The sequence below is a fragment of the Nocardia sp. NPDC004415 genome, assembly GCF_053602435.1.
The window spans coordinates 1-26812 of the sequence record NZ_JBSGDP010000077.1; the positions used below are offsets into that span (position 1 = coordinate 1).

Sequence of the window (26812 nt, forward strand, 5' to 3'; positions counted from 1 at the left end):
GCCGGTTTCGACGGCGCCTTCGTCTGGGACCACGTGGCCCGGCCGAACGACCCCGGTCTCCCGGTCGGCGACGCCTGGATCGGGATGGCCGCGATCGCCGCGGCGACGACCCGGCTGGTGTTCGGCCCCCGGGTGACCCCGCTGTCGCGGCGGCGCCCCCAGGATGTGGCCCGCGAGACCGTCGCCCTGGATCTGCTCGGCGAGGGCCGCTTGGTGCTGGGGGTCGGCCTGGGTTCCGACGAGACCGGCGAGTTCACCCGCCTGGGCGAGATCATCGCTCCCGGTGAGCGCGCCCATCGGCTCGACGAGGCGCTCGAGGTGCTCACCGCGCTGTGGTCGGGCGAGGTCGTCGAGCACGACGGACCCGCCTACCGGATCGACGGCGTGCAGTTCCTGCCCCGCCCCGTACAGCGGCCGCGGATCCCGATCTGGGTGGGCGCCCAATCGGTCCGGCAGGCCCCGCTGCGGCGCGCGGCCCGCTACGACGGCCTGTGCCCGGAGGCCACGCCGGGCGAGCTGGTCGACATGCTCGGGATCGTCGCCGAACACCGCGGTGACCTCACCGGATTCGAGGTGGCGATCGCCGCGGGCACCGACGACCAGCGCGACGCCTACGAGCGCGCGGGTGCCACCTGGTGGCTCGTCGCGCTGCCCAAGATCTGCTCGCGCGCCGAGGCACTCGAACGGGTGCGGCGCGGTCCCGCCTGATCAGTCCAGGGCCGCGAGTTTTCCGCGCAGCACCGAGCATTCCCGGTCGTTGCCGCACAGCCGCACGGCCTCGGCGAGTTCGCTCCTGGCCTCCTCGACCCGCCCGAGCCGGGTGAGCAGTTCGCCGCGCACGCTCGGCAGCAGGTGCGAGTGTGCCAGCGCGCCCCCGGCGACCAGCGCGTCCACCAGGGGCAGTGCCGCGGCCGGGCCGCTGGCCATCGACACCGCCACCGCGCGGTTCAGCTCGACGACCGGCGAGGGCGCCAGCCTACCCAGCGCCTCGTAGAGCACCACCACCCGGTCCCAGTCCGTCTCCGCGACCGAGGGCGCGACGGCGTGACATTCGGCGATGGCGGCCTGCAGCCCGTAGGCACCGAGCCCACGGCCCACCTCCCCCGCCTTGACCAGGGCGGCCCGGCCGCGCCGGATGGCCGAGCGGTCCCAGCGCCGCCGGTTCTGCTGTTCGAGCAGCACCGGTTCACCGTCGGGGCCGGTGCGGGCGGGGAACCGCGCCGCGGTCAGTTCCAGCAGGGCCAGCAGCCCGTAGACCTCCGGTTCGGTGGGCATCAGCCGCGAGAGCACCCGCGCCAGCCGCAGCGCCTCGCCCGCCAGATCCACCCGGATGAGGTCGCCACCGCTACTGGCTGATGACCCCTCGGTGAAGATCAGGTAGATCACCCCGAGCACCGACCCCAGCCGCGCGCCCCGCTCGGCCGCGGGCGGCACCGCGAAGGGCACCCGGGCCGCGCCGAGCGTCTTCTTGGCCCGGGTGATCCTGGCCTGCACGGTCGCCGTGGGCACCAGGCAGGCCCGCGCGATCTCGTCGCTGGTCAGACCACCGACCACGCGCAGGGTGAGGGCCAGCCGCGCCTCCCGCGACAGCACCGGATGGCAGGAGACGAAGATCAGCGCGAGCACATCGTCGTCGATCTGATCCGGGTCCCACAGCACCTCCGCCGCCGCCCGCGCCGGATCGGCGGGCTCGCCCCCGGTCAGCACGCCACCCTCGCCGAGGGCACCGGCGAGGGTGGCGTAGCGGTCGTCGAGCGCGGCGCGGCGGCGGAACGCGTCGATCGCGCGCCGCCGCCCGACGGTGAGCAACCATCCGGCCGGGTGCCGGGGCACACCGGTGCGCGGCCAGGTCACCAGGGCCTCGGCCAGCGCCTCCTGGGCGAGATCCTCGGCCAGCGCGAAATCGCCGGTGTAGCGGGCCAGCGCGCCGACGATGCGGGCCGAGTCGATCCGCCACACCGCGGCGACGGCCTCGCGGCCGGTGCGCTCGCTCATCACTCAGAGCTGGCCGGTGGCCTCGCGCCAGGCGCGTTCCTTCTGGATCCAGACATTGTCCTGCGGGAACTCGTCGATGCTGCTCACCCGGCGGATCTCGGTCTTGGTGCCGGGTCCGGCGTAGGGCATGCGCTTGGCCCACTCGACCGCCTCCTCCTGGGAGGCCACATTGAGGATGTAGTACCCACCGAACAGTTCCTTGGTCTCGCCGTAGGGGCCGTCGGTCACCACGGGCGTCTCCGAGGAGTAGTCGACGACCACGCCCTCGGCCGCGTCGGCGAGCCCCTCGGCGGCGACGAGCACCCCGGCGTTGATGAGCTCGTCGTTGAACTTGCCCATGGTCTCCAGGATCTCGTCGAAATCGACGTTCGCCATGGCGGCCCAGGCCTCGTCGGTCGCGCGCATGATCAGCATGTACTTCATGATGGTCTCCCTCGGATCGGTGCGGACCCGCGTGCCGGGCCCGGTGTTCATCCCTAGGTCGAACGGGCACCCGCACGGATCGACACCCGGCCGAATCTTTTTTTCGCGACGTCCCGGCAGCCTACGACGCCACCGCGGGGCGAGCCCGCTGACCGGGACGAACGGCCTGTCCGCGCGGTGCGCGTGGTAGATGTCGATGACGCCCGTCCCCCCGGCGGGCCGCCCGTACGGACAAAGGAGTCGTTTCGTGAGCGCAGTTCTGGTCGAGCAGCGCGAGCATGTGCTCGTCATCGTCATCAACCGGCCGCAGGCCATGAACTCCGTCGACGCCGAGGTCAGCGCCGGGGTGGGCGCCGCGCTCGAACAGGCCGAGGCCGACCCGGCGGTGCGCGCGGTGGTCATCACCGGCGCCGGTGACCGATCCTTCTGCGCCGGTGCCGATCTGAAGGCGATCGGGCGTGGCGAGTCGATCCTGGCGCCGGGCCACGAGGAGTGGAATCTGGCGGGCTACGTCCGTCACCCGATCAGCAAGCCGACCATCGCCGCGGTCAATGGTTTCGCCCTCGGCGGCGGCACCGAACTCGTGCTGGCCAGCGATCTCGCCGTCGCCGCCGAGACGGCCACCTTCGGCCTGCCCGAGGTGGCGCGCGGCCTGTTCGCCGCCGCCGGTGGCGCGTTCCGGTTGCCCGAACAGCTGCCGCGCAAGGTCGCCATGGAGATGATCCTGACCGGCGAGCCGATCACCGCCGCCCGCGCGCTGGAGCTGGGCATGATCAACCGCGTGGTCCCCGCCGACCAGGTCCTCGACGCCGCGCTCGAGCTGGCGAACCGGGTCGCGGCGAACGCGCCGCTGGCGGTGCAGGCCAGCAAGCGGGTGGCACTGGGCATCGTCGACGGCAGGCTCGCCGACGACGCCTCCTGGGAGCAGAGCAACCGCGAGATCGTCGCCGTCGCGGGGACCGAGGACGTCCGCGAGGGCACCCTGGCGTTCATGCAGAAGCGCAAGCCCGAATGGCAGGCGCGCTGAACCACGCCGCCGGCGAACTCAGCGTTCGCCGGCCTGCGCGCTGATCGCGGTGCCCATCCACCGGCGCAGATAGCGCCGCAGCTCGTCCTCGCCACGCGGCGGATCGCCCGGCGAGAGGAAGAACGACTGCATGGTCCGCAGCGCGTATTCCACCAGTTCGCGCAGCGCGGGCTCGTCGTATCCGGCGCCCGCCCAGTCGACGTCGAAGCGCCCGATCATGGTCATGCCGAACGCCTGCGCCTCCTCGGAGGTCAGGCTGTCGGTGTGGGCGCTGGCCGAATACGAACTCGACAGCAGGATGCCCAGATGCGGTGTCCGGCGGACCTCGGTCAGCGTGTAGACCACCGCCTCGGTCATCGCCTCGGCCGGATCGCGCAGGCCCCGCACATGCGCGGCCAGGCGGTCGAGGAAACCGTCGACCGAGGCGATGGCCGCGGCCGTCATCAGCGCGTCCGCGCTCGGGAAATACCGGTAGACCGTCTGACGGATGACCCCGAGCGATTCGGCGACGTCGGCGATGCTGATCTCCGCGCCGGTGCGGCCGATGAGTTCCACTGCGGCACCGATGATCCGGCGCGCGGCTTCCTCGTCGTCCCCCGGCGGACTCCCGCCCCATCCACGTCTACGCGCCACCGCCTGGACGCTAGCACAACCCCAGGTCAGGGCGAATTCCGTCAAAGTGATCATACACTTGGTGGCTCATTCGTATGATTGCCTCACCATCCGAGCAGCACCGTGCGCGCCCGACAACGAGGTACACCACCGTGACCGATCTCCATGTCCGCAAAATGGACTTCGCCTTCTCCGACTACGACGTGCCGTTCCTGTGGAACCCACAGAACCCGGCCTTCTCCTCGATGGCCAACGCAGTCTCGTTCCTGGCCATCGGCTTCGAGAAGATGATCGTGCAGCTCATCACCCAGGCGAAGCCGCAGATCACCGACCCCGAGGTGGCCGAGGAGGCCGACGCGTTCATGCGGCAGGAGGGGCAGCACTCGACCGCCCACCGCCAGCACGTCAAGGCGCTGATCCGCCGCTACCCCGGCCTGCAACAGACCCTCGACGCGGTGATCGGCGAGTTCGACAAGCTCACCGCCAGCACCCCGGTGAAGTACCGGCTGGCCTACACCGCCGATCTCGAGGCCACCTTCACCCCGGTCTTCAAACTCATGCTCGACAACGACTCCACCCTGTTCGCCCCCGGCGACGACCGGGTGGCCTCGCTGTTCATCTGGCATTTCGTCGAGGAGGTCGAGCACCGCAGCTCGGCGCTGATCATCTTCAACTCCGTCGTCGACAGCGAGCTGTACCGGATGCGGGTGGCGCCCTCCATCTTCCGGCACGTCCTGCAGGTCATCCGGGTGGCGTGCGAAGGCTTCAACGAGCATGTGCCGCTGGAAGACCGGCAGGTCGACGCGCTGTCGATGTTCGCCAACTACCGCCGCGGCCAGACCCTGCGCCGCTGGCTGCCCGGCCTGCGCCCCGCTGACAACGGCACCATGCCCCGCGCCTTCGACGACCTGGGCCTCGGCGAACAGCTCGTCGCCCTGGGCGGCATCATCCGCAGCCAGATGCCGCATCACAATCCGGCGCACGAGAACCTGCCCGCCCTGGCCGACGAGTGGTTCCGCCGCTACGACGAGGGCTACGACGTGACCCGGTGGTACACCGCCGATTCCGTGAACTCCTGAGGAGCGCGCCATGGCCGAGCACTGCTCCCCCACCTTCGCCGAACTCGCCACCCGACTCGGTTTCTCCTGCGAGGAGGCGGGCGGTCTCGTCGAATTCCGCAGCCCGTTCGCACTGGAGAACTGGACGCTGCCGGTGCTGGAACTCACCATCGTCGTCGGGGCCGTGCTGGCCCTGTGGTTCGCGATCGCGCGGCTGCGCCGCCAGGGCGACCCCACCGATCTGGTGCTGTGGTTCGGCGCGACGGCGTACCTGTTCGTCATCGAACCGCCGCTGTACTTCCCGGCCGCGTTCGGTATCGAGGACCATGTCGACACGATGTTCGCGCACAATGTGTTCACCGTCGACTTCCTCTGGGGCCGCCTGCCCCTCTACATCGTGGCGATCTATCCGCTGATGGCCACGATGGCCTTCGGCCTGGTCCGCATGCTGGGTGTGTTCCGGCAGTACGGCACGCTCGTCGGCGCCGCCTGTGTCGGATTCGTGCACCACGCGTTCTACGAGATCTTCGACCACCTCGGTCCGCAGTTGCGGTGGTGGGAGTGGTCGCTGGACAACCCCGTCAACCAGCCCATGTTCGACTCCGTGCCGATGGGCTCGGTGGTGGTCTTCGCGGCGCTGTGGCCGATGTCGCTGGCCTTCTGCGTGCAGTACTTCGTCGGCCGTCAGGTCGACGCGGGCAGGCATTTCGGCGGTGGCGAACTGGTCTGGCGCACACTGGTCATCGGCCTGCTGGCCTCGGTGGGCACCTTCCTGCTGCCGCTGCCCGCGACGGTGATCGGGCTGGCCGGTGACACCGTGCGCGGCGTGGTCTACGCGCTGGAACTACTGGCGTTGTCGGCAGTCGCGGTCGTGGCGCTGGTCCGCCGGTGGCGGCAGTTGCGCGCGGGCGCGGCGCCGGTGGCCTACGTCAACCGGTTCGCGCAGCGCTACAGCGCGGTGTATCTGCTCGTGTTCGCGGCGCTCTGGATCGCCTCACTGCCCGCGTATTTCGGCGCCGTCGACGGGGTGACCACGCACGGCGACCCCATCGGCAATCTCTGGTACACCCTGGCCTGTTTCGTGGTCGCCGGGCTGACGGTCCTCGCCACGCTGACGGTGCCACGGACCGCGCCGAGCGCACCGGCGACGGAAGTGGCCGCCGTCCCCGGATAGGCCCTCACCCACCCGATACACAGCACAGCAGCGCCGGCGCGGGCTTTCCCCGCGCCGGCGCTTTCGTGTGTCACCAGGGGCCGGGTGACCAGCCACTAAGTTACCGTTCATTTTGCCCTTATAGGGCCGATTCCCACACGGCGCTCCATTCCTGAGCGATTCACGCCATGCCGAAGATCTGCTGTCAGTGGGCATTGATCGACCCTGACGTGCAGGTTCTCCGCCGAATGCCGGAACCAGAGCCGACCGACCACCCCCGGTGTTAAGTTACTCACTATTCTTAGGTTGACGGAGAAGGTGAGAGCCCTTCCCGCCCGGCCGGACACCGTACTCGACGAGGAGTGGCGTCATGGACGCGATCAACAGGCGCAACGCAATGAAAATCGGCGGAATCCTGGGCGCGGCAGGCGCCTTCGCCGCAACCGGACCCGCCCGCGCCCAGCCGTGGACCTGGTCACCGGACGGTTCGGTCGCCGGAACCGGTACGGGCGCCGATCCGATGACGGTGTGGGACCCCGAGGCCGACGCCCTGGTGGCCGGCCTCATCGACCGGGGCGAGGTCCCCTCGATCAACGAACTGCTGCGCACCTGGAAGACCAACGGCCAGCCGCTGCCCGCCGGACTGCCCTCGGACCTGCGCGATTTCATGGAATACGCCCGGCGGCTGCCGCACTGGACCGACCCCACCCAGCTCGACGCCGCCATCCGGTTCAACAAGAAGCGCGGCCTGTATCTGGGCGTGCTCTACGGATTCGCCAGCGGCATGATGAGCACCGTCATCCCGAAGGAGGCCCGCGCGGTCTACTACTCCAAGGGCGGACACGATCTCAAGGACCGCATCACCAAGACGGCCAAGCTCGGCTACGACATCGGCAACGCGAATGCCTATGCCGCCGACGGGGAGATGATCGTCACCTGCGTGAAGACCCGGCTGGTGCACGCCGCGGTGCGGCATCTGCTGCCACAGTCACCGCACTGGGTGAACTCCGCCCAGGAAGACGTGCCGATCAGCCAGAACGACATCATGGTCACCTGGCACAGCCTGCCGACCACCGTCATGAAGCACCTGACCGCGTGGAACGTGCCCATCCCGGCCGACGAGTCCGCGGGCTTCCTGCACTCCTGGCAGGTCGCCGCGCACCTGCTCGGCGTCCGCGACGAATACATCCCGCGGTCCTGGCCCGCCGCCGACGCGCAGGCCGCGCAGGTCCTCGACCCGATCATCGCCGTCACCCCGGAGGGCGTGAAGCTCGCCGACCGGCTGCTCGGCCTCGGCGCGAACATCGACTTCGCCCTGCTGAGCAAACCGATCCTCGGCGCGTTCACCCGGTTCCTGCTCGGCGACACCATCGCCGACGGCCTCGCCATCCCCCGCGAACCCGTCTGGGACCCGCTGCTGCGGCTGAGCTGGGGCCCGTTCATCGCCGTGCGGGAGGGACTGCTCACGGCCGTCCCGCCGATCGGCGATCCGTACTGGCTGCTCGACGAGTTCCTACGCAAGGCCGCGCTGATCTATCTGGCCGAACTGCGTATGCCGATCAGCATCGAGATCCCGACCATGAACCGCGACATGACCCAGCCCCACCGCTGACAAGGACACCCACCATGCGTACTTCGATCACCCTCGCCACGGCGCTCGCGGCCGCGACCCTGCTCGCGAGCGCACCCGCCGCCGCGGCACCCACCGACGCGGTCCGACCGGGTCTCGTCGCCGAGACCGGAACCGGTTCCGCGGCAGCCGATTCCGGCTCGGCCGCCGCGCGTTCGGCCGGGGAACTGGCGCAGCGCGGTGACGTCATCGGGTTGCTCGTGCTGCTGGCCATCACCCCGGTCCAGATGCTCACCGGTGGCATCTGCGACCTGGTCACCGGGGCGGGCTCGGCCAACCCCTGTAGCCCGACCCGTTACTGACCGTCCCACGACGAAAGGGGTGGTACCGCAATCGCGGTACCACCCCTTTTCGGGTACGGATCAGATGAGCGCCTTCTGCTTCCGGATGCGGCGGCGCACATCGCGCATCATGGCGTGCGTGCCCGCGAACCGGATGAACTTCGGGATGAAGCGGTTGACGAAGCCGACGAACAGAAACAGGTGCTCGAAGCGGCGCTGGTCCGACTCGCCCCACTCGATACCCATCTCGTCGCGGAAATGCGGCGGCAGGAAACCCGCGGTGAGGAACTCGAGCAGACTGCCGAACAGGATCCGCAGCGACCAGTGGATCATCCGCAGGTGCACGAGATCGTCGATGTAGGCACGGAATTCGTCGTCGCACACCACGCCCTTGCACGCCTCGAGCCAGTAGGCGTCGAAGTCGGCGCGGGTCTTGGGCCACATGTCGGGGTGGACCTGCAGGGTGGTGCCGAAGGTGTCGGCGCCCTGGTAGAAGGCTTCCAGCTCGTCGTCGGTCATCTTGCCGTGCAGCAGCTGGTGGGTGTCCTCGAAGCCGATGTAGATGGCGGCGGCCACATACATCTGCAGGTGGCGGTCGAAGGCGTTGTACTTCACCTTCGACCCCGGGCGCGAACGCACCTGGCGGTGCGCGACATTGACGGCCTCGCGCATGGCCTTCTTGTCCTCATCGGTGCCGAGCACCGCCGTGGCCAGGTAGGCCGCGGTGGTGCGCAACCGCTTCCACGGATGCACCATCAGCGCCCCCGACTCGACCTGGCTCTCCATCACCCCGGCCGCGACGCCCTGGTGCGCGAACTGCATCGCCACATTCGCTGCCGCGCCGGCGAACATCCAGAAGTCCAGCGCCTCGGCCAGATGCGCGGGCTTCTTGCGCGGGGAGCGGTAGATGTCGGGGATGTGGATGCGTACGCGATCGAGAGTCAGCTCCGTGTCCGCGGGCCGCGCCGCGGGGTCCTGCGCGGATCGCCACTGTGGCGCAGGACCCTCCTCGACGTAGCCCGCACTGGACGGGTCGCTGTACTCGGGGTCGCCGGGCTTCGTTGCCGTGGTCATCGTCATCCTTTCCCTTCAGGGGTCCGCGCCCCCCCGGATCTCGCGAACGCGGATCGACGTCAAGTGCTCATCGACATCCATTATGTTACCGCCCATTCTCGCAATTGACAGGGAGATTCGACAGAAGCCGATGACTCTAAGTTGGTGCCAGTTCACAGCACCAACCGGCCTCAGATGAGCCGCGTCCCCTTACTCCGACGCCTGCGCATATCACTCAGGTAGAAGTCGAAGGGCTGCATGCGCACCGAGTCGGGCAGCACCGCGAGCAGACGGCCCGCCGTGCGCAGCAACCCTTCGAAGACCCGCTGCCTGCGCGGGCTCCATTCCAGGCCCAGCTCGTCGCGGAACCACTGGGGCAGGAATCCGGTGGTGAAGAACCGATTCGCGCGCCGGAACACGAACCGGGTGTGCCTGCGATACGGCCCGAGGCCGACGACCTGTTCGAGCAGATAGGCCCGCACCTCCTCGTCGAAGGACAGACTGTCCTGCATCGAATCCCAGTACCGGGCGAAGGCCGCGCGGTCGGCGGGCCACAGCTCGGCGGGCATCTGCAAGGTGGTCCCGAAACGGGCCGCGTCGCGATACAGCTCGTCGGCGAAGGTGTCGTCGAGGCCACCGTAGAGCCAGGTCAGCGAGTCGAGGGTGCCCCGGTACAGGCACGCGGCCACCCACAGCTGCAGCCGCGGGTCGAAGGCGTTGTAGCGCACCGGACTCCGCGGCCCGGAGCGCACCTGACGGTGCGCGGTGCCGACCGCGGCCCGGTAGGCGGCCCGGTCCTCGTCGGTCCCGACCATCGCCACGGCGAGATAGGTGAGCGTGGTGCGGCCGCGCTTGACCGGATGGGCGGTGAAGCTGCCGGATTCGACCACACTCTCCACCACACCCCGGCCCACCGGCGGCAGGCTCAGCTGCATGATCACATTGGCCGGGCCGCCGAGCGCGGCCCCGAATCCGGTGAGATAGCGGCGCCTGCGCGCCAGATCGGCGGCCATGTCCTGCGGCTCGGCCGCCTGTTCCGAACGAGTCACGACCGACCTCCACGCTGAGGTGATGAGAGATTCATTCACCCATACTCTCATCGCGCCCGATGTGAGACAACGATCGACCCCGGAACAAGTTACCGAACATTCCGCTACTTTCCGCAAGCATTCACCCGAGCCGACATCAGCCACCTCGGACTACTCCGCAATAAGTTACCAATGATTCTCGCTCCGGCTATGCTCGGCGGCGAGGCGTCGGCGCACTGCTCCGACCGCGCCCTCCCCCGCTGCTCCCCTCGGAGGTATCCGTGTCGATCGTCCCCGCCGCGCCGACCGCCGTCGTCCGCGCTGTCGCCGATGCCCTGTCGGCCACCCTGGTCCTGCACCGGCGCGGCGCACTCGAGTTACGGCGTCCGATCGAGCTCGTCCGCACCGCGCGCGACGCCACCACGCTGGGCCCGGTCGTCACGACCCTGGCCCACGCGACCCGTGGCGCCAGCACGGCCACCGCCCTGATCGACGACCGCGGGCCGATCACCTTCGAGCAGCTCGACCAGGCCTCCAACCGGCTCGCCAACGGCCTTGCCGCCCAGGGCGTCACGCCGGGGACGGTGATCGCGGCGCAGTGCCGCGATCACCGCGGCTTCGTCCTGTCGCTGCTGGCCGCGGGCAAGCTCGGCGCGCGGATCGTCCTGCTCAACACCGCCATGTCCGGGCCGCCGCTGACGAGCGTGCTCGCGCGCGAGCGGGTCGGCATACTGCTGGTGGACGCGGAGTTCGCCGATCGCTTCGACGATCTCCCGCCGGGCCTGCCGATCGTGCTCACCCGGGCGGGCGACACCAACCGGCGGGGGCTGCCCACCATTCACGGCATCGCGGCCTGGCGCTCGGCGCTGCCGCTGCCCCCACCCGAGGACCCGGGCGGCATCGTCGTGCTCACCAGCGGCACCACCGGAACACCGAAAGGCGCTCCGCGCGGGAAGGTCTCGCCGCTGCAATCGGCCCAGTTCCTCGACCGCATCCCGCTGCCGAAGGCGAGCACCATCGTGCTGGCCGCGCCGCTGTTCCACGGCACCGGGCTCTCGCAGCTCATCCTGGGCTGGGCCCTGGGCAACACGATGGTCGTGCTGCCGGACCGGTTCGATCCGCATCGCACCCTGGACGCGGTCGCCCGGCACCGCGCGAGCGCCCTGGTGCTGGTGCCCGCCATGCTGCAGCGGATCGTGGACCTGGGTGCGCAGGAGCTGGCCCGCTACGACACCGCCGCGCTCTCGGTGATCTTCTCGGCGGGTTCGGTGCTGTCGCCGGAACTGAGCAGGCGTACCGCCCTGCTGTTCGGCGAGGTGCTCTACAACCTCTACGCCTCGACCGAGGTGGCCGTCGCCGCGGTCGCGACCCCGCGGGATCTGCGCGAGGCGCCCGGCACCGTCGGCCGTCCACCGGTGGGCTGCCGGGTCGCGCTCTACGACGAGCACCGCCGCCGGATCACCACACCGCACGTGGTGGGCACCGTCTTCGTGGCCAGCGGCCTGAGTTTCACCGGGTACACCGACGGGTCCGGCGCCGAGGTCGTCGACGGCATGCAGTCCAGCGGGGACCTCGGGCATTTCGACGACGAGGGCCGCCTGTTCGTCCACGGCAGGCTCGCGGACGGGGACCGATCGTGACCCCGCCGCCCGCCGCGGGCGAACTGCTGCGCCGTCACCTGGGTGATCGCCGGTTCCTGCTCATGCTGCCGCGCGCGGTCGGCCTGCAGGTCCTGCACCCCGCCATCGCGCCCGCCCTCGTCGAGCATTCGCCGACGCGGCTGTGGGAGCACAAGAAGCGGGCGGTGTCGCAGATGATCTATCTGGCCTGCGCCTCGCACGACACCGCCGCCGCGATCCGCTTCGCCCACGAGCACATCAAGGGCCACGACGACCGCGGCCACCGCTACCACGCCCTGCATCCCGGGACCTTCCTGTTCCAGCACGCGACCTACGTGGACACGCTCATGACCGCGGCCGAGGTCTTCGGGCCACCGCTCACCGGCGAGACCCGCGCGCAGCTCTACGACCAGTGCTGCCGCTGGTACCGCAGCTACGGAATCAGCGACCGCGGACTACCGGAGAGCTGGCCGGAATTCGTCGCCTACTTCGCCGACGCGTGTGCCACGAATCTCCGGATGACTCCTGCCGCAACGGAACTCGCCACCCAGGTGCTGCGCCCCGACGCCTGGATCGTCCGGCGCCTCCCGGCCGGCGCGGTCCGGGCCATGCAACACGAACGCGCCGCCGAGCTCTACGGCCTGACACCCCGATCCGGCGACGCCGCGGCTCTCCGCGCCGTCGCGCTGGCCACCCGCGCGGGCTTCACGGCGGCACCGCGCCGTCTCCGGGTCGTCGCTCAGGCACGCTGACCCAGGCAGCCGGAAACATCCGAGCAGTCAGGGCGAATCCAGTCGCGCGCGCTCACAGCAGGTGACGCACGGCTTCGACGACCGCGCGGCGGCGGTCCTCGGCACCCGCGCTCGCCGAGGCGGGCAGGCCCGCCACAGTGCTCGGGTTCCATGCCAGCGCGATGCCGAGGACGAAGGTGAGCAATTCCTCGGGCGAGAAGTCCGCGCCGAGCCCGTTCTTCTTCTGCACCGCGGCGAGCGCTTCCAGCTTGGCCTCGCGCGCCGGTGACGCGCCGCCGGTCAGGTCCAGGTGGGCACGCTCCAGGCGGTGCCAGGTGGCCAGGCGGATCACCTCGGGGTGCCCCGTGCAGTAGTCGAAGATCCGTCCCGCGTATCCGGGGAGGTCGTCGGGGGTGAAGGGGACCGAGTCCAGGCCGTGGGTGACGTGGGCGTCGAGGACGGCGTCGAAGAGTTGTTCCTTGCCGCAGAAATAGACGTAGATGAGGTTCTTGTTGGCCGAGGCCGCCTTGGCGATCCGGTCCACCCGGGCCCCGGCGATGCCGTACGCGGCGAACTCGTCGGTGGCGGCCTGGAGGATGCGGGCCTTGGTGGCGTCGGCGCGGGACATGGGGCAATCGTAATTCCGGTCCGGTGTCAGCCGATTCCGAAGACGGCGAAGGCCGCGTTCGACGCGAACAGCAGCACCGTGCACCACAGCGTGATCCCGGCCATCAGCCAGCCGATCAGCTGCCGGCGCGGGATGCCCAGCGCGGCACCGAGCAGGGCCGAGCCCCAGGTGCCGAACAGGGCGGGTCCCGCGAGCCCGAAGCCCACCACGCCGTACCGGTCGAGAACCCGCCGTGCCCGCCGTCCCGCGCCGCCGGAGAGGCGGGCATCATCGCCGGTCGCCGCACCGACGGCGGGTGGACCGTCCGCACCTTTCGCGAAAACCACTGGTGCCGCGGCCGAACTCCGGCGGGCACGCCAGGTCTGCCACCGCAACCGGACGCGTTCCATGGCGAACACCGCGAAGACGACGCAGCACGCCGCCCCCGCCAGCACCGCGACCAGGGTGACCGGCCCGGGCAGCGACAGCGAGAGGCCGACGGGAACCGCGGGGGTGCCGAGGGCGAAGCCGGCGAGCAGGGTCCAGACGAATCGCCCCAACGGATTCCCTCCACTGCCTCGTACGCACGACAAAATTAACTAACTGGTTAGTATGATGCCATGGAACGCATCGACACGGCGCTGAGTCAGCTGGCGGCCGGAAAATATCTGCTGCTCACCAGCTTTCGCCGGGACGGCACCGCGGCCCCCACCCCGGTCTGGGTGATGCGCGACGGCCGGGCACTGGCGGTGTGGAGCGCGGCGGACACCGGCAAGGTGAAGCGGATCCGCAAGGGAGGCCGGGTGACGGTCGCCCCCTGCGACTGGCGCGGAAAGCCACTCGGCGCCGCGATGCCCGGATTCGCCGAGGTGCTGACACCGGACGCGAGCGCGCACTTCCCCGCACTGATGACACGCAAGTACGGGCTGGTCGCGCGGGTCGGACTGTGGGGCAGCAGGCTGCGTGGTGGTCCCGAGCGCATGGCGGGTATCCGGATCCGGCTCGACGAGTAGGGCCGGTGGAAGTCCGGTGCGGCGACTTCCACCGGCCGGGTCTCACAGCCGTTCGATGATGGTGGCGTTGGCCAGTCCGCCTGCCTCGCACATGGTCTGCAAGCCGTAGCGCCCGCCGGTCTGCTCGAGGTGGTTGACCATGGTGGCCAGCAGGCGGGTACCGGAGGCACCGAGGGGGTGGCCCAGGGCGATGGCGCCGCCGCGCGGGTTCACCCGCTCCGGGTCGGCACCGAGTTCGTGCTGCCAGACCAGCGGGACGGGAGCGAAGGCTTCGTTCACCTCGAAGGTGTCGATGTCGTCGACGGTGAGCGAGACGCGATCGAGGGCCTTGCGGGTCGCGGGGATCACCGCGGTCAGCATGAGCGTCGGGTCGTCGCCGGTGACGGCGAAGGAATGGAAGCGGGCGCGCGGGGTGAGGCCCAGCTTCGCGGCCATCGCCTCGCTCATGATCAGCGCGGCCGAGGCGCCGTCGGTGAGCGGTGAGGAGTTGCCCGCGGTCACCGACCAGCCGATCTCCGGAAAGCGTTCCAGCGCATCGGGATCGGTGAACGCCGGGCGCAGGCTCGCCAGTCCCTCGACCGTGGTGCCGGTGCGGATGGTCTCGTCGGCGGTGAGTTCTCCGGCACCGACCAGTTCGGCGTCGAAGCCGCCCGCCGCGGCGGTCGCGGCGGCCAGGCGGTGCGAGCGAGCAGCGAACTCGTCGAGGGTGGCGCGGTCCAGTTTCCAGCGCGCGGCCAGGATCTCCGCGGCGATGCCCTGCCCGATCAGGCCGTCGGGGTAGCGGGCGGCCAGCGGCGCGCGCAGGGAGTCCTTGCCCTGGGTGTTGGAGAACATCGGCGCGCGGCTCATCGACTCGACACCGCAGGCGATCGCCACATCGTAGGCACCGGCGAGCACTCCCTGCGCGGCGAAATGCACGGCCTGCTGGCTGGACCCACACTGCCGGTCGACGGTGGTGGCGGGGACCGACTCGGGGAACCCGGCGGCCAGTACGGCCGTGCGGGAGATGTTGTTGGCCTGTTCGCCACTCTGCGTGACGCACCCACCGATCACGTCGTCGACCAGCGCCGGGTCGATGCCGGTGCGTGCCACCAGTTCGGTCAGCACGCCGGCCAACAGGGTGGCCGGATGCACGGACGAGAGCCCGCCGCCCGGCTTGCCCCGGCCCGAAGGGGTGCGAACCACATCGACGATCACTGCGGACATTGCGTTCCTCCTGCACCGTCGCCGACCGTCGGCGACGCCGGAATTAAGTTACTCATGATTCTCGCAGTCGACAACCAGTCCCGGTTTTCTTCGCGCGACCTGTAGGCAATCGGAGATCCATGCGCTATGTTACCGGTAATTCTCGTCACATCGGCGAGAATTAGGAGTAACTTATCTCGAGTGCGCCCGGTGGATCACCGCAGGCAGCACACAGCCGTCCGGAGATCACGGGGAGGATCGACGGACGTCAAGCACCCTTCCCCAAGAATGCTCGGCAACATCACCTGACCGTCGACGACGACGTCGGCTCGCGCCGCGTCGCCATGGACGGTCCCGCAGGAAGGAATACCGGTACCGCCATGTTGCGACGGCTGGACAGGTTTCTCAGCTACGAGATGAAGGTGTCGGAGTTCCTCGGCACGCTCATCATCATCGGCATCCCCTACGGCCTCGTCGGGGTCGTCTGGTCACTCACCCACACGAGCCATCTCGGCGATCTGCACGGCGTCGATCTGGTCGTGTCGTTCCTCGGCTCGATCGTGTGCTGGCCCGTGCTGCTCTTCGCGAACGTGACGATGACCTGATGATGGCGCTGGTCTGGGTCATCGATCTCGTGGTGATCATCGTCAAGATCCTCGGCGGGCGCACGCGGGTGAATCCGGTGCTCCGCTTCGGCATGTGGCTCGCCGTGCTGTGCGTGCTCGTCCTCGGCCTGGCGGCCCTGGCCGGCCTCGTCGCCCTGCTCCACCACTGGCTGAGCACGCTCTAGCCCAACCCCCGCAGCAAGAAAGGATCGGTGCAGCGTGACGCCGCAACCGGCCACCGAACCGTCCGAAGTCGGGCGGATCATCGACAGCGCCACCGGGCTCTGGCGACGACATCCCCAGCAGTCGGTCGAGACACTGGGCAGGCAGGTCCTGCTCGGCCGGGCCGCGCTCGCGCAGCTGTTCCTGTCGCTGGTGCGACGGCGATTCCCGTTCCAGGAGTTCGTCAAACAGTGCGCGTTCATGGCCAATGTCTCGGCCCTCCCGACGGTCTTCGTCGCCATCCCGGTCGCGGTGGTGGTCTCGATCCAGGTGGGCGCGCTGGTCAACCAGGTCGGTGCCACCACGTTCATCGGGGCGGTGGCCGGGCTCGGGATCATCCGCCAGGGCGCGCCGCTGGTCACCTCGCTGATGATCGCGGGCGCGGTCGGCTCGGCCATCTGCGCCGATCTCGGCTCGCGCACCATCCGCGAGGAGATCGACGCGATGAAGGTGATGGGCGTGGACCCGGTGCGCAGGCTGGTCGCCCCGCGGCTGGCGGCGGCGGTGCTGGTGAGCATGCTGCTGTGCGGGTTCATCGTGTTCGTCGGCTTCGCGACGGCGTACATGTTCAATGTCTACGCCCAGCACGGCACACCGGGGTCGTTCATCAGTTCCTTCGCCTCCTTCGCCGTGGCGAACGATCTGCTGGTGGCGCTGTTCAAGGCCGCGATCTTCGGCGCGCTCACCGCGATCATCGCCTGCGACATCGGCCTGCACACCAAGGGCGGGCCGGGCGGGGTGGCCAATTCGGTGAACTCCGCGGTGGTCACCTCCGCGCTGATGCTGTTCGCCACCAACATCATCGTCACCCAGCTCTACAACAGCTTCTTCCCCTCGAAGGTGGTGTGAGATGGCCGCCGAATACATTCCGCCGGCACTGCGGCCGGTCCGCGCGATCGGCAACACCGCCAAGATCCCGGTCGAGGTCAATCAGCGCATCGGCCACCAGGCGATCGTGTTCTTCCAGGCGCTGCTGGCCATTCCGTTCACCCTGCGCCACTACCGCAAGGAGGTCGCGCGCCTGGTCGCCGACGTCGGCTGGGGCAACGGGTCGCTCATCGTGGGCGGCGGCACGGTCGGCGTGGTGGTGGTGCTGTGCGCCTTCGGTGGCATCACCGTGGGCGTGGAGTCCTACACCGCGCTGAACCTGCTGACCATGGGCCCGCTGACCGGTGCCATCTCCGGCTTCGCCACCACCCGCGAGATCGCGCCCATCCTGGGCACCCTGGCCTTCGCCATCCAGTCCGGCTGCCGCTTCACCGCCCAGCTCGGCTCGATGCGGATCTCCGAGGAGATCGACGCGCTCGAGTCCATCGCGATCCGGCCGCTGCCCTACCTGGTGACCACCAGGATGCTCGCGGCCACCATCACCATCATCCCGCTCTACACCCTGGGCCTGGCGGTGGCCTATGTGGCGACCAAGCTGTCGGTGCTGTTCCTCGGCGGCACCACCGCGGGCACCTACGACCACTACTTCTTCCAGTTCCTGCTGGGCGGGGACGTGTTCTTCTCGCTGTTCAAAGTGGTGGTGTTCGTGCTGATCGCCGCGTTCATCCAGTGCTACTACGGCTTCGTCGCCACCGGCGGCCCCGAAGGTGTCGGGGTGGCGGCCGGACGCGCGATCAAGATGGTCATCGTCGTGATGGTCTTCACCAATCTGTTTCTCACCCTTGCGATCTGGGGCATCGACCCCGGATTCCGGATCTCGGGATAGGTCGATCGAATGATTCTCGATCCCAGCGGCCGCGGCCCCAAACCCCTGCAGCTCACGCTCGCGGGGCTGGCGGTGCTCACCGCCTTCGCGGTCGCGCTGTATCTGCTCGCGCTGCGCTACAACGGCGAGTTCGAGGACACCGTCGTGGTCGGGGCCGACCTGACCAGCACCGGCGACGGGCTACCCCAGCGCGCCGATGTGAAGTTCCGCGGCATGGTCGTCGGGGTGGTCGGCTCGGTGGAGATGGTGGCCAAGGGCGAACGCCAGCGTGCCACCTTCGAACTGAAACCCGGCCTGGCCGAGACGATTCCGGACACGGTGACCGCGCGCGTGGTCCCCGACAACATCTTCGGTGTCTCGTCGATCCAGCTGGTCGACAACGGCACCGCGGCCTCGACGCTGCGCGCGGGCGCCACCATCGCCGAGGACACCAGCGAGGCCACCGTCCAGCTGCAGTCCACCCTCAACACCCTGCGTGACGTGCTGGCCACCATCCAGCCCGAGAAGCTGGGCCGGGTGCTGGCGACGCTGTCGGCCGCGCTCGACCCGGGCGCGCGGGTGCCGGGGTCGACCATCGAGCGGCTCGACCAGTGGCTGACCACCGTGCACCGGATCCCCGAGATCGGCGGCCTGCTCGGCGATCTCGGCCGCGCCGCGACGGCACTGAGTGCGTCGGCACCCGAGCTGGTCGGTGTGCTGGCCGATTCGGTGACCTCGGCGCGCACGCTCAACGAGCACCGCGCGCAGCTGGTGGACCTGCTGGTGCAGGGCAACGCGACGATCGACTCGGTGAACGCGCTGTTCGCCGCGAATCCGGATTCGGGCAAGGAACTCGTCGCCGGGCTGGACGGGCTGATCGGCGGTATCGCCAAGGACCCCGGCGCGTTGCAGTCCACGGCGGCCAATCTCAATGCCTCGTTCCGGAAACTGCAGCAGACCTTCAACTTCGGTCCGCGCAAGCAGATGACCTGGCGCATGGACGTGACCTTCACGCCGTTCCAGCAGTACACCGCGCAGGACTGCCCCCGCTACGGCGAGATGACCGGCCCGCGCTGTGGCGGCCCGACCGTGCCCGAAGTCGCTCCGCCGCAGGAGTATCCGGCCTCGATGCTGCCGCAGTGGCTCGATGCCGCCGGGCCCGCGCCGGTGGCCCCCACGGTGACACTGCCCGGCCTGCCCACCCTGCCCGGCATCACTCTGCCGACGCTGCCGGGCCTGCCCGCGATCCCCGGCCTGCCCGCCATTCCGGGCATCACCGCTCCGGCGGCGGCCATCGATCCCGCGCCCGCCGCCCCGGCATCGCAGCCCCGGCTGACCGGCATCGCCGCGGTGTCGGCGCTGGTCGGCGGCACACCGAACTTCAGCCAGCTGCTGCTGCTCGGATCGATCCTGGGCAATGTTCCCGTCGTCCCCGACACCGAAGGTGGTGTCCAGCAGTGAAATACGGCAAGTCACTTATCGGTTTCAGCCTGTTCGTCGTGCTGGCGACCGTGCTCACCTACACGATCTGGTCGACCTTGCAGCGCAGCGTCCCGGGGAACACCTCGAGCTATTCGGCGGTGTTCACCGATGTCCTGGGCCTGCGGGTCGGTGACGACGTGCGGATGGCCGGGGTGCGGGTCGGGCGGGTCGACGGAATCGACTTCACCGACGACTACGCCGCCCGGGTCGAGTTCCGGATCGAGTCGCGCCAGCATCTGACCGACACCACCAAGGCCCTGGTGCGTTACCAGAACCTGATCGGTCAGCGCTATCTCGCGCTGGCACCCGGTACCGAGGCGGGAGCGGTGCTGGCGCCGGGCACGGAGATCCCCCTGGAGCGCACCGAGCCGTCCTTCGACGTGTCCGCGCTGCTGTCCGGGTTCGAGCCGCTGTTCAGCGTGCTGCAACCCGACCAGATCAACTCGCTGTCGGAGACGCTCATCCAGGCCCTGCAGGGCAACGAGGTGTCGCTGTCGGCGCTGATCACCCAGGCCGCGCAGCTGGCGGGCACCTTCGGCGAACGCGATCAGATCCTCGGCGACGTACTGAGCAACCTCAGCTCGGTCATGGCCGGTCTGGCCAATCGCAGCGGCGAACTGGAGACGCTGATCACCCAGACCCGCAGCCTCATGGACGGGCTCTACGCCGAGGGCGAGGCGCTGAAGAGCTCGGTGGAGCGGGTGGCCGGGGCGACGGATTCGCTGGTCTCGCTGATCGGGCAGGTCAAACCCGGCATGGCCGATGCCCAGCGCAACGCCACCACCGGCGTGATGATGCTGCTCTACAACGGGGCCGCGCTCGATCGCATGGCGCTCGAGTTCCCCGACTTCCTCAACGGCGTGGCCCGGTTCACCCAGTACGGCACCTACGGCAACGCCTACATCTGCCGCCTCGACGTCTCGCTGTGGGGTGTCCTCCTGCCGGAGGGTCTGTTCTCGCAGGTCGGCGGCACCTCGCAATCGGGAGTGTGTCGATGATCAAGCCACGCGTTCCAGCGTTCCTGCTGCACAACCGGCATCTGCGGCTCGGCCTCATCGCCGCGGCGTCCGTGCTGGTCCTGCTGGGGGCCTCCAGCCTGCTCACCCAGATCCGGCTCGGCGATGTCACCGTGCACGCCGAGTTCGCCCAGGCCGCCGGCCTGCAACCGGGCGCGACCGTCGACATCTCCGGTATCGAGGTGGGCGCGGTGCAGTCGGTGAAGCTGGTGAACGACCGGGTCGATGTCGCCCTGCGCATCCGCCACGACATCCGCCTGGGCGCCGACGCCCGCGCGGCCATCGAGATGTCCACCATTCTCGGGCGCCTGCACATCGACCTCGATCCCGGTGACGGAAAAGGGCTGCCCGGCAAGCGGATCGGGATCGAGAACACCTCGGTGCCCTACAACCTGAGCAAGGTCATCCAGGACCCGAAGTACACCTCCTCGTTCGAGCGGATCGAACGCATCGACCCGGCCAAGCTGCGCACCGCGCTGGATGTGTTCAGCGCCCAGCTCGGTGACTCGCCGGCGATGGCGGTGCAGGCGCTCGACAGCATCGGCGCGCTGGCCCAGGTGATCAACAGCAGGCGCGACGAGGTCGACTCGCTGTTGCAGAGCATGGACCAGGTCTCCCAGCTGGTCTCGGACAACCGCAACAGTGTGCTCGTGCTGCTCACCAGGGGCGAGGCGATCGGGGCGGCCGTGCAGCAGCGGCAGACGCTGCTGGCCCAGCTGCTCGACAACGTGGCCGAGATGTCGAAGTTGCTGCAGGACATGGGCATCGAGAACAACGGCGAGCTCGGCCCGCTGATCACGAACCTGAACACCATGTCGGACGGGTTGACCGCGAACAAGGAGAACCTGGACCGGCTCTACGAGATCGCGCCGGTCACCTTGCGCCAGTTCAACAATCTGCTGGGCAACGGCCCGTACGGCGAGATCTGGGCGCCGTGGATCCTGCCGGACAACTGGCTGTGCTTCGCACAGGCCGTACAGGGGTGCAACTGATGAGGACAGGCAAACTCGCGGCGCTGTGCCTGACGGCGCTGCTCGCGTCGGGCTGCGCGCTGCTGCCCGACAGCGTCACCGGGCTCGGTGACCGGATGCTGAGCGAACAGAAACGCATCAGCGCCGATTTCGAGAACGTGGCCGGGCTCTACGCGGGCAACGAGGTCTCCGTCCTCGGCGTGCCGGTCGGCGTGGTCGACTCGGTGACCCCGCGCGGCAGTTACGTCGAGGTGGTGATGTCGGTCGATCGCGACGTGCGTATTCCCGCCGACGCGATGGCGGCGCTGATCTCACCCCAGCTGATCACCAACCGGCACGTCGAGCTGGCCCCGGCCTACACCGGGTCGGGCCCCGAACTCGCCGACGGCGCGCACATTCCGCTGGCCCGCACCAGGACACCGGTCGAACTCGACCGCATCCTGGCCAATTTCGATCAGCTGGGCGAGGCGCTCAAAGGCGACAGCGAGGACGGGCCGATGGCCAGCCGGGTGCTGTTCCCCTTGCTCGACGGCAACGGCGACCGGTTGCGCGAGACCCTCGATCAGCTCTCGGCGGCCTTCGAGGTGACCTTCGCCAACAAGGACCAGATCGCCAACACGATCGTGAAGCTCGGCGAGATCACCCAGGTCATCGCCGAGAACGACCAGACGGTGCGGGATTTCAGCGGACGCATCACCGAACTGGTGGCGCTGTTCGGGCAGCAGTCCCCCGGCCTGCAGGCGGTGCTGGCCCAGCTCGACGACTTCATCACCAACACCTCCTCGGTGGTCGGGCAGAACCAGGACCAGCTCGCGGGCGCGCTCACCAAGTTCGTCGCGATCGCGGCCCAGATGCGGGCCAACGCACGCAATCTCACCGAGATCATCGACGTCGGCCCGCTGATGTTCCAGAACTTCGACAACGCCATCAGCCGCGAACACCAGGCGCTGCGCCTGCACGGCCTGCTGGACAAGATCGTGCTCGACAGCGAGGTGATCGCCACCTTCTGTGAGCGCGTGCAGATGCGTCTGGACGGCTGCCGCACCGGCAAGATCTCCGATATGGGCCCGGATTTCGGGTTGACCGCCGCGCTGTTGGGACTGACGAAATGACCCTGCGCACCAACCTGGCCGCGGCCCTGTGCGCCGCCGCCGTCACCGTGTCGGCCACCGGCTGCTCGATGACCGTGGCCGAACTGCCGATGCCCGAACCCGGCATCGGCGGCCCCGGCTACACCCTGCACGCCACCTTCCGTGACGCGCTCAACCTGCCCGACCGGGCCCACGTGAAGATCGGCGGCACCGATATCGGGGTGGTCACCGGGATCTCGACGACCTCGTTCCTGGCCGATGTGGAGATGCTCATCCGCACCGACATCCAGCTGCCCGAGGGCACCACGGTGGAGCTGCGCCAGGCGACCCCGCTCGGTGACATCTTCGTGGCCGTCACCCTGCCCAGCACCGAGCAGGCCGGGCCGCCGCTGCGGCCGGGCGCGACGATCGGCGCCGAGCACACCGCCTCGGCGGCCTCGGTCGAACAGCTGATGATGTCGGTGTCGATGCTGATCAACGGCGGCGGCCTCAACCAGGCCGCCCGGATCACCGCCGAGCTCGACTCGATCTTCGCGGGCAAGGCACCCCAGCTCCAGCACCTGATCGGCGAGATGACCTCGGTGATCACCGCGCTCAACGAACGCACCGGAGACCTGGACGCCACCCTGCACGGGCTGTCGGTGCTCACCGGCGAACTGGCCCGGCGCAAGGCCGAACTCGGCGCGGCCGCCGACAGTTTCCCGCAGCTGATCGGGTTGTTCGCCGAGAACAACCAGGCCATCGTCGATCTCATCACCAAGGTGGCGGTGACCATGGACGCGCTGGGCGATTTCAGCGCGAGCAACGGGCCGCAGTTCGTCAGCCTGTTCCAGAGCATCCAGAACCTGATGAACGGATTCGTGCAGATGGGCGACGATCTCACCGGCGCCCTCGACGGCTTCCACCAGATCTATCCCTCGGTGATGGACAGCATGCGCGGCCCGAACCTGTCGGTCGGGGCGATCCTGTCCTACCTCGACATCGGCGCGATCACCGATCCGGCCGGCAGCCGCTGGCCCGACGGCACCGACATCCCCGCCTTCGTCGGCAGCATCACCGATGTGATCGCCAAGGTGACCGGCCGCCTCAACAGCACCCCGCAGCAGCCGCCGCAGGAGGGACCCCGATGAACTCACCGTTGTGGCAGTGGCTGGTTCGCCGCCGCGTGGCGGTCGCCAATGCCGGACTGGTCGTGGTGCTGGTACTGGGCAGCCTGTATCTGGGTGGCGCGGTGCTGCGGATCGACCCGACCGGGTCGCGGTACGCGGTCACGGTCGAACTGGCGACCTCGGGTGGGCTCACCACCGGCAGCGATGTCACCTTCCGTGGGGTGCGAGTCGGCCGGGTGAAGGACGTGCGCGTGGACGGCACGGGGATCGTGGCCGTCGCCGAGATCGAGGCGGGCACCCGGATTCCGGTCGGCGGCACGGTCGCGGTCGCGCGCCTGTCGGCGGCGGGTGAGCAGTATCTGGACTTCCGGCCCGACACCGACACCGGGCCCTACCTGCGCGAGGGCGCGGTGGTCGCCCGTGCCGACACCGCGGTGCCGGTGCAGGTGCAGTCGGTGCTGGGCAATATGGCCGGGCTGGTCGGCGGGATGAATCCCGAACGGCTCAATGTCATCGTCGACGAACTCGACAAGGCACTGGCCGGCGGGCCCGACGGCCTGCGCAACATGATCTCCGGGCTCAGCCGCGCGATGGCCGGGCTCACCGAGCTGCTCCCACAGACCGAGCACCTGCTGCGCAATCTCGTGGTCATCGCCGAGACCACCTCGCACGCCCAACCCGACCTGGGCACCCTCACCGGCGCGGGCAGTGCCCTGTTCCAGCAGTTCACCGTCGCCGACGCGGAACTGCGGCACCTGCTCGAGCAGGGTCCCGGCCAGCTGGCCACCCTGGGCGGGTTCATCTCCCGCACCCACGATCCGATCACCGATCTGGTGACGAACTTCGTCGCGATCACCCGGGCCGCCAAGCTGCGCCAGCCCGCCATCGAGCTGCTGTTCCCCACCCTGAGCCGCTTCGCCGAGGCGGTCGGCGTGCCCGCCCACGACAATGCCTTCTTCACCCTGGTCGATCCGTGGCCGCGCCCGACCTGCGACTACGACACGGTGCCGATCGTGCCGACCACCGTCACCACCGACACCAGGGTGCGTCTCTACAACTACTGCGTCACCGACAATCCCGCGCTGCAGGTGCGCGGTTCGGCCAACGCGCCCCGCCCGCCGGGCCCCGACAACGGCGCGGGCCCGCCGCCCGGGGTGACCGGCGACGAACTGTCCCAGCCCGCTGTCCCCGCACCCCGATGAGGAGCAAGACAACCATGAGCAACGACGAGACACCCACCACCACCGACGACACCACCGAGGCCCCGGCACCGGCCGGGCGCAAGTGGTGGGCCGTGGATCGCCGGACCCTGGGCCTGCGTGGCGCCGTGGCGGTCGTCCTGGGCGCCTCGGTGGCGACCTCGGTGTTCCTGTTCGTCGAGAACAAGGACAGCAAGGATCTGCTGGCGGCCCAGCAGCAGGCCCGCGAGGCCGCCTGCCGGTACGGGCCGGTGCTGGCCGACTACGACAGCAAGAGCCTCGACACCTACTTCGCCGCCGTCCTCGACGGCGCGACCGGCGACTGGAAGAAGCAGTTCGAGGCGACCAGCACCGAACTGCGCGACGCGCTCACCCAGGGCGAGGTGGTCTCCAAGACCACCGACACCCAGTGCGCGCTGCGCGGCGGTGACGAGTCCTCGGCCGAGGCCATCGTGGTGATCGGCACGACCATCTCCAGCCTCGGCACCGAGCACAAGGCCAAGCCCGGCCAGCTGTCGATGGTGTTCAGCCTGCGCCACGACGACGACCGCTGGCTGGTCGAGAAGGTCAACTCCCCACTACCGGCGGTGCCCGCCCAGTGACGGAATCCGGTGCGCCCGGCCTACCGGGGCAGGCGATAGCATGACGGGCAAGATCATCGGGAACGTGCGCTCCCCGCGAGGAACAAAGGGCAAGACGACGAGCAAGCAGGCAGACGAAGCAGCGCCGCAGACACCGGCCCGCCCGATCCGGCGCAGGCCGAAGAACCGGCGTGCGCAGATCGCGGCGGAATCGGCGGCCGCGTTCGGCGCGCACGGCTATCACGGCGTCAGCATGGACGACATCGCCCGCAGGCTCGACATCAGTTCCACCGCGCTCTACCGGCACTTCCCGAGCAAGTACGCGCTGTTCCGCGAGGAACTGCTGCGGCTGTCCGGGCTGGCGCTCAGCGCCACCGAACTGCCTGCCGAAGCGGCCGACTGGTCAGCCCGTGAGCGCGTGGACCACGTCGTCGACGCCATCATCGCCCTGACCATCGCGAACCGGCCGACGGTGGCGCTGGTGCGCTGGGAGCGCCGGTATCTCGAGCCCGCCGATTTCGACGAGCTCAACGCGCAGTTCACCGCGGCCATCGCGGCCCTGCGCACCCTCATCGGGGACGTGCGGCCCGAACTGGATCGCCGCGACCTCGCCATCCGCGCGGTCTCCATCTTCGCCGTGGTGAGCAGTATCGGCGACCACCACGCCACGGTGCCCGCCAAGGCTCTCGCGCCGTTGCTGAAGGCGACGAGCCGGGCGCTGATCGACGCGGATCTGGTCCGCCTCGACGCCACCACGGCGACCGGGTCCACCAAGGAGCGCTACCAGCCGTTCAAGCACGATCTGCTGCTGCGCAAGGCGGTGGAACTGTTCCACGAGCGCGGGTATCCGAATGTCAGCATGGAGGACATCGCCGGCGCCGCGGACCTGTCGGCCGCCTCGGCGGTCTACCGCTACTACCGCAGCAAGAGCGATCTGCTGGTGGCCGCGTTCCGGCGCGCGGCCGACCGGGTCTCGGCGGCGATCGCCCCGGCCATCGCGGCCGCGGACACCCCGGCCGGGGCGTTGGCGACGCTGATCGAGCTCTATGTGGCCGGTTCGTTCGACGAGCGCGCGCTGACCTTCGTCTACTACGCGGAGTTCAGCCATGTCGACCACGCCGATCAGGTGACGCTGCGGCACCTGCAGCAGCTGATCATCGCCGAGTGGGCCAAGCTGGTCGTCGCGGCCCGGCCGGAACTGTCGATGGGTGAGGCCCGGATTCTGGTGCACGCCGCGTTCAGCCTGGTCGTCGACCTCGGCCGCGCCTTCGGCGACGACACGATCTGCCCGCAGGAGACGGTGGTGCAGTTGCTCGAGACGATTCTGCTGGGTCAGCCGCTGCCGCGCTAGATCTCCACGGGCGCCCGGCCGACCCGACACCACCGACACCGGTTTCAAGCTGGGCTGGTACGCCTTCGTGCGCGCCT

Annotated in this window: 29 protein-coding genes; 21 read left to right on the forward strand and 8 right to left on the reverse strand. The window is 69.3% G+C overall.

What is annotated here, in order from left to right:
• The coding region (locus tag ACWEMY_RS26255; protein WP_452392168.1) for an LLM class flavin-dependent oxidoreductase at positions 1 to 708 on the forward strand (708 nt) is incomplete at its 5' end.
• Here the strand turns inward: ACWEMY_RS26255 and ACWEMY_RS26260 are convergent.
• Positions 709 to 1995, reverse strand: coding sequence for an RNA polymerase sigma factor (locus tag ACWEMY_RS26260; RefSeq protein WP_452392169.1), 1287 nt, complete (start codon positions 1993 to 1995; stop codon positions 709 to 711).
• A gap of 3 nt (positions 1996 to 1998) precedes the next feature.
• Complete coding sequence (locus ACWEMY_RS26265) at positions 1999 to 2418, reverse strand: YciI family protein (RefSeq protein ID WP_375926656.1); 420 nt, start codon at positions 2416 to 2418, stop codon at positions 1999 to 2001.
• Between the two features lie 196 nt (positions 2419 to 2614).
• Between ACWEMY_RS26265 and ACWEMY_RS26270 the strand changes: the two genes are divergently transcribed.
• Complete coding sequence (locus tag ACWEMY_RS26270) at positions 2615 to 3445, forward strand: crotonase/enoyl-CoA hydratase family protein (protein ID WP_452392170.1); 831 nt, start codon at positions 2615 to 2617, stop codon at positions 3443 to 3445.
• 18 nt (positions 3446 to 3463) lie between these two features.
• Here ACWEMY_RS26270 and ACWEMY_RS26275 read toward each other — a convergent pair whose 3' ends face one another.
• Positions 3464 to 4078, reverse strand: a complete 615-nt coding sequence (locus ACWEMY_RS26275; RefSeq protein ID WP_452392171.1) for a TetR/AcrR family transcriptional regulator — start codon at positions 4076 to 4078, stop codon at positions 3464 to 3466.
• A gap of 131 nt (positions 4079 to 4209) precedes the next feature.
• On the opposite strand from ACWEMY_RS26275, the gene ACWEMY_RS26280 reads away from it, so the two are divergent.
• The 4 genes from ACWEMY_RS26280 (at position 4210) to ACWEMY_RS26295 (ending at position 8200) form a co-directional block, all read left to right on the forward strand.
• On the forward strand, positions 4210 to 5136 hold the full coding sequence (locus ACWEMY_RS26280) for a metal-dependent hydrolase (RefSeq protein ID WP_452392172.1): 927 nt from the start codon (positions 4210 to 4212) through the stop codon (positions 5134 to 5136).
• A 10-nt stretch (positions 5137 to 5146) separates the two neighbouring features.
• Entirely contained in the window at positions 5147 to 6289 is a 1143-nt protein-coding gene (locus tag ACWEMY_RS26285) for a hypothetical protein (protein ID WP_452392173.1), read from the forward strand.
• A 349-nt stretch (positions 6290 to 6638) separates the two neighbouring features.
• Positions 6639 to 7880 (forward strand): oxygenase MpaB family protein, encoded by a 1242-nt coding sequence (locus tag ACWEMY_RS26290; protein WP_452392174.1) that lies wholly within the window; start codon positions 6639 to 6641, stop codon positions 7878 to 7880.
• 14 nt (positions 7881 to 7894) lie between these two features.
• Positions 7895 to 8200: a hypothetical protein gene (locus ACWEMY_RS26295; RefSeq protein ID WP_452392175.1), complete on the forward strand. Its 306-nt coding sequence runs from the start codon at positions 7895 to 7897 to the stop codon at positions 8198 to 8200.
• A 60-nt stretch (positions 8201 to 8260) separates the two neighbouring features.
• Here ACWEMY_RS26295 and ACWEMY_RS26300 read toward each other — a convergent pair whose 3' ends face one another.
• Both ACWEMY_RS26300 and ACWEMY_RS26305 read right to left on the reverse strand, forming a co-directional pair.
• Positions 8261 to 9253, reverse strand: coding sequence for an oxygenase MpaB family protein (locus ACWEMY_RS26300; RefSeq protein ID WP_452392176.1), 993 nt, complete (start codon positions 9251 to 9253; stop codon positions 8261 to 8263).
• 170 nt (positions 9254 to 9423) lie between these two features.
• Positions 9424 to 10281, reverse strand: a complete 858-nt coding sequence (locus ACWEMY_RS26305) for an oxygenase MpaB family protein (protein WP_452392177.1) — start codon at positions 10279 to 10281, stop codon at positions 9424 to 9426.
• A gap of 260 nt (positions 10282 to 10541) precedes the next feature.
• Between ACWEMY_RS26305 and ACWEMY_RS26310 the strand changes: the two genes are divergently transcribed.
• The gene (locus tag ACWEMY_RS26310; protein WP_452392178.1) at positions 10542 to 11900 is read left to right on the forward strand and encodes an AMP-binding protein; all 1359 of its coding nucleotides are present in this window, start codon (positions 10542 to 10544) and stop codon (positions 11898 to 11900) included.
• Positions 11897 to 12631: an oxygenase MpaB family protein gene (locus ACWEMY_RS26315; protein WP_452392179.1), complete on the forward strand. Its 735-nt coding sequence runs from the start codon at positions 11897 to 11899 to the stop codon at positions 12629 to 12631. The genes ACWEMY_RS26310 and ACWEMY_RS26315 overlap by 4 nt, the downstream gene beginning before the upstream one ends.
• A 52-nt stretch (positions 12632 to 12683) precedes the next feature.
• Here the strand turns inward: ACWEMY_RS26315 and ACWEMY_RS26320 are convergent, their stop codons facing one another.
• Both ACWEMY_RS26320 and ACWEMY_RS26325 read right to left on the reverse strand, forming a co-directional pair.
• Positions 12684 to 13238 (reverse strand): TetR family transcriptional regulator, encoded by a 555-nt coding sequence (locus tag ACWEMY_RS26320; RefSeq protein ID WP_452392180.1) that lies wholly within the window; start codon positions 13236 to 13238, stop codon positions 12684 to 12686.
• 26 nt (positions 13239 to 13264) lie between these two features.
• Positions 13265 to 13777 (reverse strand): hypothetical protein, encoded by a 513-nt coding sequence (locus ACWEMY_RS26325; RefSeq protein ID WP_452392181.1) that lies wholly within the window; start codon positions 13775 to 13777, stop codon positions 13265 to 13267.
• A gap of 60 nt (positions 13778 to 13837) precedes the next feature.
• Here ACWEMY_RS26325 and ACWEMY_RS26330 point away from each other — a divergent pair, with 60 nt between their 5' ends.
• Positions 13838 to 14230, forward strand: a complete 393-nt coding sequence (locus ACWEMY_RS26330) for a PPOX class F420-dependent oxidoreductase (RefSeq protein WP_452392182.1) — start codon at positions 13838 to 13840, stop codon at positions 14228 to 14230.
• Between the two features lie 42 nt (positions 14231 to 14272).
• Here ACWEMY_RS26330 and ACWEMY_RS26335 read toward each other — a convergent pair whose 3' ends face one another.
• Positions 14273 to 15436, reverse strand: coding sequence for a thiolase family protein (locus ACWEMY_RS26335; RefSeq protein WP_452392183.1), 1164 nt, complete (start codon positions 15434 to 15436; stop codon positions 14273 to 14275).
• A 359-nt stretch (positions 15437 to 15795) separates the two neighbouring features.
• Between ACWEMY_RS26335 and ACWEMY_RS26340 the strand changes: the two genes are divergently transcribed.
• The 12 genes from ACWEMY_RS26340 to ACWEMY_RS26395 are packed head-to-tail and all read left to right on the forward strand — an operon-like array spanning position 15796 to position 26735.
• Positions 15796 to 16020 (forward strand): hypothetical protein, encoded by a 225-nt coding sequence (locus ACWEMY_RS26340; protein WP_278262000.1) that lies wholly within the window; start codon positions 15796 to 15798, stop codon positions 16018 to 16020.
• Positions 16020 to 16205 carry a hypothetical protein gene (locus ACWEMY_RS26345; RefSeq protein WP_375926610.1) on the forward strand — a complete coding sequence of 62 codons (186 nt, stop codon included), beginning with the start codon at positions 16020 to 16022 and terminating at the stop codon, positions 16203 to 16205. Before ACWEMY_RS26340 ends, ACWEMY_RS26345 begins: the two co-directional genes overlap by 1 nt.
• A gap of 34 nt (positions 16206 to 16239) precedes the next feature.
• Positions 16240 to 17091, forward strand: coding sequence for an MlaE family ABC transporter permease (locus tag ACWEMY_RS26350; protein ID WP_452392184.1), 852 nt, complete (start codon positions 16240 to 16242; stop codon positions 17089 to 17091).
• A 1-nt stretch (position 17092) separates the two neighbouring features.
• Positions 17093 to 17956 (forward strand): ABC transporter permease, encoded by an 864-nt coding sequence (locus tag ACWEMY_RS26355; protein ID WP_452392185.1) that lies wholly within the window; start codon positions 17093 to 17095, stop codon positions 17954 to 17956.
• Between the two features lie 9 nt (positions 17957 to 17965).
• Positions 17966 to 19396, forward strand: coding sequence for an MCE family protein (locus ACWEMY_RS26360; protein ID WP_452392186.1), 1431 nt, complete (start codon positions 17966 to 17968; stop codon positions 19394 to 19396).
• The gene (locus ACWEMY_RS26365; protein WP_452392187.1) at positions 19393 to 20415 is read left to right on the forward strand and encodes an MlaD family protein; all 1023 of its coding nucleotides are present in this window, start codon (positions 19393 to 19395) and stop codon (positions 20413 to 20415) included. The genes ACWEMY_RS26360 and ACWEMY_RS26365 overlap by 4 nt, the downstream gene beginning before the upstream one ends.
• On the forward strand, positions 20412 to 21425 hold the full coding sequence (locus tag ACWEMY_RS26370) for an MCE family protein (RefSeq protein ID WP_452392188.1): 1014 nt from the start codon (positions 20412 to 20414) through the stop codon (positions 21423 to 21425). Before ACWEMY_RS26365 ends, ACWEMY_RS26370 begins: the two co-directional genes overlap by 4 nt.
• Positions 21425 to 22516: an MCE family protein gene (locus ACWEMY_RS26375; protein ID WP_452392189.1), complete on the forward strand. Its 1092-nt coding sequence runs from the start codon at positions 21425 to 21427 to the stop codon at positions 22514 to 22516. Before ACWEMY_RS26370 ends, ACWEMY_RS26375 begins: the two co-directional genes overlap by 1 nt.
• A complete protein-coding gene (locus ACWEMY_RS26380; protein ID WP_452392190.1) occupies positions 22513 to 23625 on the forward strand; it encodes an MCE family protein in 1113 nt (370 codons plus the stop codon). The genes ACWEMY_RS26375 and ACWEMY_RS26380 overlap by 4 nt, the downstream gene beginning before the upstream one ends.
• Complete coding sequence (locus ACWEMY_RS26385; protein WP_375926586.1) at positions 23622 to 24806, forward strand: MCE family protein; 1185 nt, start codon at positions 23622 to 23624, stop codon at positions 24804 to 24806. The genes ACWEMY_RS26380 and ACWEMY_RS26385 overlap by 4 nt, the downstream gene beginning before the upstream one ends.
• A gap of 14 nt (positions 24807 to 24820) precedes the next feature.
• Positions 24821 to 25405 carry a hypothetical protein gene (locus tag ACWEMY_RS26390; protein ID WP_452392191.1) on the forward strand — a complete coding sequence of 195 codons (585 nt, stop codon included), beginning with the start codon at positions 24821 to 24823 and terminating at the stop codon, positions 25403 to 25405.
• 40 nt (positions 25406 to 25445) lie between these two features.
• The gene (locus tag ACWEMY_RS26395; RefSeq protein WP_452392192.1) at positions 25446 to 26735 is read left to right on the forward strand and encodes a TetR/AcrR family transcriptional regulator; all 1290 of its coding nucleotides are present in this window, start codon (positions 25446 to 25448) and stop codon (positions 26733 to 26735) included.
• Positions 26736 to 26812 lie beyond the last annotated feature (77 nt).

What these genes read in the sequence shown, in the direction of transcription:
- ACWEMY_RS26260 (WP_452392169.1), bottom strand. Translation starts at nt 1,995, where the DNA reads ATGAGCGAGCGCACCGGCCGCGAGGCCGTCGCCGCGGTGTGGCGGATC.
- ACWEMY_RS26320 (WP_452392180.1), bottom strand. Translation starts at nt 13,238, where the DNA reads ATGTCCCGCGCCGACGCCACCAAGGCCCGCATCCTCCAGGCCGCCACC.
- ACWEMY_RS26295 (WP_452392175.1), top strand. Translation starts at nt 7,895, where the DNA reads ATGCGTACTTCGATCACCCTCGCCACGGCGCTCGCGGCCGCGACCCTG.
- ACWEMY_RS26385 (WP_375926586.1), top strand. Translation starts at nt 23,622, where the DNA reads ATGAACTCACCGTTGTGGCAGTGGCTGGTTCGCCGCCGCGTGGCGGTC.
- ACWEMY_RS26265 (WP_375926656.1), bottom strand. Translation starts at nt 2,418, where the DNA reads ATGAAGTACATGCTGATCATGCGCGCGACCGACGAGGCCTGGGCCGCC.
- ACWEMY_RS26380 (WP_452392190.1), top strand. Translation starts at nt 22,513, where the DNA reads ATGACCCTGCGCACCAACCTGGCCGCGGCCCTGTGCGCCGCCGCCGTC.
- ACWEMY_RS26270 (WP_452392170.1), top strand. Translation starts at nt 2,615, where the DNA reads ATGACGCCCGTCCCCCCGGCGGGCCGCCCGTACGGACAAAGGAGTCGT.
- ACWEMY_RS26390 (WP_452392191.1), top strand. Translation starts at nt 24,821, where the DNA reads ATGAGCAACGACGAGACACCCACCACCACCGACGACACCACCGAGGCC.
- ACWEMY_RS26340 (WP_278262000.1), top strand. Translation starts at nt 15,796, where the DNA reads ATGTTGCGACGGCTGGACAGGTTTCTCAGCTACGAGATGAAGGTGTCG.
- ACWEMY_RS26395 (WP_452392192.1), top strand. Translation starts at nt 25,446, where the DNA reads ATGACGGGCAAGATCATCGGGAACGTGCGCTCCCCGCGAGGAACAAAG.
- ACWEMY_RS26290 (WP_452392174.1), top strand. Translation starts at nt 6,639, where the DNA reads ATGGACGCGATCAACAGGCGCAACGCAATGAAAATCGGCGGAATCCTG.
- ACWEMY_RS26335 (WP_452392183.1), bottom strand. Translation starts at nt 15,436, where the DNA reads ATGTCCGCAGTGATCGTCGATGTGGTTCGCACCCCTTCGGGCCGGGGC.
- ACWEMY_RS26370 (WP_452392188.1), top strand. Translation starts at nt 20,412, where the DNA reads ATGATCAAGCCACGCGTTCCAGCGTTCCTGCTGCACAACCGGCATCTG.
- ACWEMY_RS26300 (WP_452392176.1), bottom strand. Translation starts at nt 9,253, where the DNA reads ATGACCACGGCAACGAAGCCCGGCGACCCCGAGTACAGCGACCCGTCC.
- ACWEMY_RS26355 (WP_452392185.1), top strand. Translation starts at nt 17,093, where the DNA reads ATGGCCGCCGAATACATTCCGCCGGCACTGCGGCCGGTCCGCGCGATC.
- ACWEMY_RS26285 (WP_452392173.1), top strand. Translation starts at nt 5,147, where the DNA reads ATGGCCGAGCACTGCTCCCCCACCTTCGCCGAACTCGCCACCCGACTC.
- ACWEMY_RS26360 (WP_452392186.1), top strand. Translation starts at nt 17,966, where the DNA reads ATGATTCTCGATCCCAGCGGCCGCGGCCCCAAACCCCTGCAGCTCACG.
- ACWEMY_RS26375 (WP_452392189.1), top strand. Translation starts at nt 21,425, where the DNA reads ATGAGGACAGGCAAACTCGCGGCGCTGTGCCTGACGGCGCTGCTCGCG.
- ACWEMY_RS26345 (WP_375926610.1), top strand. Translation starts at nt 16,020, where the DNA reads ATGATGGCGCTGGTCTGGGTCATCGATCTCGTGGTGATCATCGTCAAG.
- ACWEMY_RS26330 (WP_452392182.1), top strand. Translation starts at nt 13,838, where the DNA reads ATGGAACGCATCGACACGGCGCTGAGTCAGCTGGCGGCCGGAAAATAT.